General features: G+C 77.2%; 5 protein-coding genes. All 5 read left to right on the plus strand.

Annotation, left to right across the window (positions count from 1 at the left end):
• Positions 1-318: carbamoyltransferase C-terminal domain-containing protein (locus AB0C69_RS38940; RefSeq protein ID WP_360361134.1), on the plus strand; the 318-nt coding region annotated here is incomplete at its 5' end.
• The gene (locus tag AB0C69_RS38945; protein ID WP_360361137.1) at positions 315-1,835 is read left to right on the plus strand and encodes an HAD-IIIA family hydrolase; all 1,521 of its coding nucleotides are present in this window, start codon (positions 315-317) and stop codon (positions 1,833-1,835) included. The genes AB0C69_RS38940 and AB0C69_RS38945, both read left to right, overlap by 4 nt.
• Positions 1,832-2,860 (plus strand): glycosyltransferase family 9 protein, encoded by a 1,029-nt coding sequence (locus tag AB0C69_RS38950; protein ID WP_360361140.1) that lies wholly within the window; start codon positions 1,832-1,834, stop codon positions 2,858-2,860. Before AB0C69_RS38945 ends, AB0C69_RS38950 begins: the two co-directional genes overlap by 4 nt.
• Positions 2,857-3,852: a glycosyltransferase gene (locus AB0C69_RS38955; protein WP_353835831.1), complete on the plus strand. Its 996-nt coding sequence runs from the start codon at positions 2,857-2,859 to the stop codon at positions 3,850-3,852. The genes AB0C69_RS38950 and AB0C69_RS38955 overlap by 4 nt, the downstream gene beginning before the upstream one ends.
• Positions 3,849-4,163: glycosyltransferase (locus AB0C69_RS38960; RefSeq protein ID WP_360361144.1), on the plus strand; the 315-nt coding region annotated here is incomplete at its 3' end. The genes AB0C69_RS38955 and AB0C69_RS38960, both read left to right, overlap by 4 nt.

The raw sequence follows: 4,163 nt of genomic DNA on the forward strand, positions 1-4,163 counted from the left end.
AGCGTCCGCAGAAGAAGAAGCGGCCGGTCACGCCGGCGCCCCGAGTGGCGCGAGCGGATCCCCGCCGTCGTGCACGTGGACGGCACCGCCCGCGCCCAGACGGTCGACGCCGCCGACGAGCCGCTCGTGGCGCGCCTGCTGGAGGAGTTCGGCCGCCGCACCGGGCTGCCGGTCCTGGTCAACACCAGCCTGAACACCGCCGGCCGCCCCATGGTGGACGACCCGCGCGACGCGCTGGAGTGCTTCGGCTCGGCGCCGGTCGACCTGCTCGCCATCGGCCCGTTCACGGTGCGCCGCAGGGAGGTGCACGCCCGATGAGCTGCACCGTCGTCATTCCCACGATCGGCAGGCCGAGCCTGCGCGTCACGCTGCACGCGCTGCTGACCGCCCTGCGCGACGGCGCGGGCCTCGCGCCGCACGAGATCATCGTCGTGGACGACCGCCCGGCGCCCGGCGCGCCGCTGCCGCTGCCGCCGCCGGCCGGGCAGCGGATCCGGGTGATCCGCTCCGGGGGCCGCGGACCCGCCGCCGCGCGCAACGCGGGCTGGCGCGCCGCCACGACCGAGTGGATCGCCTTCCTCGACGACGACGTCGTCCCCGAGGCCAAGTGGCCCGCCCGGCTGGCGGCCGACCTCGCCGCCCTGCCGCCGGAGGCCGGCGGCTCGCAGGGCCGCGTCTCCGTCCCGCCGCCGCAGGACGGCCGGGCCCCGACGGACTGGGAGCGGAACACCGCCGGGCTCGCGGACGCCGACTGGATCACCGCCGACATGGCCTACCGCCGCGGCCTGCTGGCCGAGCTGGGCGGCTTCGACGAGCGCTTCCGCCGCGCCTACCGCGAGGACGCGGACCTGGCGCTGCGCGCCATGGACGCCGGGCACGGCCTCGTCCTCGGGGAGCGGCGGCTGACGCATCCGGTCCGTCCGGCCGGATTCTGGGCGTCGGTGCGGGCGCAGGCCGGCAACGCCGACGACGTCCTCATGTGGCGCGTGCACGGCCCGTCCTGGCGCCGCCGCGCGGGCGAGGGCCGCGGCCTGCTCCGCCGCCACGTGCTCACCACCGCGGCGGGCCTGCTCGCCGTCGCCGCCCTTCCCGCGGCGGCGCGCGGCCGCCGCGGCGCGGCCGTCGCGCTCACCGCCGCGGGGACCTGGGCGGCGCTCACCGCGAGATTCGCCCACGAGCGGATACGGCCGGGTCCCCGGACGCCGGACGAGGTGACGAGGATGCTGGTCACCAGCGTCGCCATCCCGCCCGCGGCGGTCTGGCACCGCGTGCGGGGCCTGGTCGTCCACCGGCGGGCGCGGGCGTGGGGCGGGACGCGGGCCGTGCTGTTCGACCGCGACGACACCCTGATCCGGGACGTCCCCTACAACGGGGACCCGGCGCGGGTCGAGCCGATGCCGGGCGCCCGCCGCGCCCTGGACCGGCTGCGGCGCCACGGCGTGCGCATCGGCGTCGTGTCCAACCAGTCCGGGATCGCCAGGGGCCGCATCACCGCCGGGGACGTGCGGCGCGTCAACGCCCGCGTCGAGGAGCTGCTCGGCCGCATCGACGTGTGGGAGTTCTGCCCGCACGACGGCGGCGACGGCTGCGGGTGCCGCAAGCCGCGCCCGGGGCTCGTGGAGCGCGCGGCCGAGCGGCTCGGGGTGCCGCCGTCCGCCTGCGCGGTCATCGGCGACATCGGCGGCGACGTCGAGGCCGCCGCGGCGGCCGGGGCGCGCGGCATCCTCGTCCCGACCGGCCGGACCCTGCGCACGGAGATCGCGCGGGCGCCGGAGACGGCGCCGACGCTGGACGCCGCCGTCGACCTGGTCCTCGGCGGAAGGCGGCGCCGATGAGAGTGCTCGTCGCACGCCAGGACAACATCGGCGACGTCCTGCTCGCCGGGCCCGCCGTGCGGGCCGTCGCCGAGCGCGCCGACGAGCTCGTGCTGCTGTGCGGGCCGCGCGGGCGCGCCGCGGCCGACATGCTGCCCGGCGTCGACCGGGTCATCGAGTGGCGCGCCCCCTGGATCGACCCGGACCACGTCCCCGTCGAGCAGGCCGACGTCGACCGGATCGTCCGGGCGCTCCGGGGGTTCGACCGGGCGCTGATCCTCACCTCGTTCCACCAGTCGCCGCTGCCGCTCGCGCTGCTGCTGCGGCTCGCCGGGACGCCCTGGATCGGCGGCATCAGCGAGGACTACCCGGGATCGCTGCTGGACCTGCGGCACCGCCCCGACACCGACATGCCCGAACCACTGCGCATGCTCGCCCTGGTGGAGGACGCCGGGTTCCCCGCCCCCGCCGACACCCGGCTGCGGGTCCGCGGCCCGCTGCCCGAGATCGACCACCTCACCGGCGGGCCCGGCTACGTGGTCGTGCACCCCGGGACGTCGGTCCCCGCGCGCGCCTGGCCGCCCGGGCACTGCGCCGAGGCGGTGCGGCTGCTCGTCGCGGCCGGCCGCCGCGTCGTCGTGACCGGCCACAAGGACGAGAAGGACCTGACGGCGCTGGTCGCCGGGGAGGACGGCCTCGACCTCGGCGGGCGCACCGGCCTGCCCGAGCTGGCGGCGGTGCTGCGCGGCGCCTGCGCCGTCGTCGCCGGCAACACCGGCCCCGCGCATCTGGCGGCGGCCGTCGGGACTCCGGTCGTGTCGCTGTTCGCGCCGACCGTCCCCGCCGCCCGGTGGGCGCCCTTCGGGGTTCCGCTGGCGCTGCTCGGCGACCAGGGCGCCCCCTGCAAGGACAGCCGCGCCCGGGACTGCCCCGTGGAGGGCCACCCCTGCCTGTCGTCGGTCGGCCCCGACGAGGTCGCCGCCGCCGTGGAGATCGTGGCGTCCGACGAGATCGCCGCGGCGGACGAGGAGGCGGCCGCCCGATGAGAGTGCTGATGTGGCACGTGCACGGATCGTGGGCGACGTCGTTCGTCCACGGCCCGCAGACCACGCTCGTCCCCGTCACCCCCGACCGGGGCCCCGACGGCAGAGGCCGCCCCGACACCTTCCACTGGCCCGACCGCGCGGTCGAGGTGCCGCCGGAACGGCTCCGCGACGAGGACGTCGACGCCGTCGTCCTGCAGCGGCCCCACGAACTGCGGCTCGCCGAGGAGTGGCTCGGACGCCGCCCGGGACGCGACGTCCCCGCCGTCTACGTCGAGCACGACACGCCGCGCCGGACCCCGTCCGACGTGGGCATGCCGGAGGAGGTCGTCCCCGACAGCCGCCACTTCCTGCACGACCGCTCCGACATCCCCGTCGTGCACGTCACCCACTTCAACCAGCTGTTCTGGAACTGCGGCCGCGCCCCGACCACCGTCATCGAGCACGGCGTCGTCGACCCCGGCTACCGCTACACCGCGGAACTGCCGCGCGCGGGCGTCGTCATCAACGACCCGCTGCGCCGCGGCCGCGTCGCCGGCGCCGACCTGCTGGCGGTACTGGCCGCCGCCGTCCCCGTGGACCTGTTCGGGATGAACGTCTCCGGCGCGCCCGGCGAGCTCGGCATCCCGCACGAGTCGCTGTGGACCTTCGAGGACCTGCCGCAGGCGAGGATGCACGAGGAGCTCGCCCGCCGCCGCGTCTACGTCCACCCCTACCGGTGGACCTCGCTCGGCCTCGCGCTGATCGAGGCCATGATGCTCGGCCTGCCGGTGGTGGCGCTCGCCACCACCGAGGCGGTCGAGGCGGTGCCGCCGGAGGCCGGGGTGCTGTCCACGCGGGTCGCCGCCCTGGCCGACGCCGCGCGGACCCTGGCCGCCGACCCGCCGCGTGCCCGCCAGATGGGGAAGGAGGCGCGGGCCCACGCCGTCGACCGGTACGGGCTCGCGCGGTTCCTGCGCGACTGGCGGCGAACTCTCCAGGAGGTAACGCGATGAAGATAGCCATGATCTCCGAGCACGCCAGCCCCCTCGCCGCCGGGCGCGGCTCCGCCGGGAAGGGGCTGGGCGGGGCGGACGGCGGCGGGCAGAACGTGTTCGTCGCGGAACTGGCCGCCGAACTCGCCGCGCAGGGGCACCTCGTCACCGTGTACACGCGCCGCGACTCGGCCGCCCTCCCCGAGCGGGTCCCGTTCGCGCCGGGCGTGACCGTGGAGCATCTGCTCAGCGCGGCCCTTGGCGTCCGACAGGATCGCCTCGCGGTGCAGCCTCGCCTCGTGCGCCAGCTCCCTGGTGTAGCGCTCGGCGTC

It is taken from the genome of Actinomadura sp. NPDC048032, assembly GCF_040653175.1.
Lineage (GTDB): Bacteria > Actinomycetota > Actinomycetes > Streptosporangiales > Streptosporangiaceae > Spirillospora > Spirillospora verrucosospora.

What these genes read in the sequence shown, in the direction of transcription:
- AB0C69_RS38945 (WP_360361137.1), top strand. Translation starts at nt 315, where the DNA reads ATGAGCTGCACCGTCGTCATTCCCACGATCGGCAGGCCGAGCCTGCGC.
- AB0C69_RS38950 (WP_360361140.1), top strand. Translation starts at nt 1,832, where the DNA reads ATGAGAGTGCTCGTCGCACGCCAGGACAACATCGGCGACGTCCTGCTC.
- AB0C69_RS38955 (WP_353835831.1), top strand. Translation starts at nt 2,857, where the DNA reads ATGAGAGTGCTGATGTGGCACGTGCACGGATCGTGGGCGACGTCGTTC.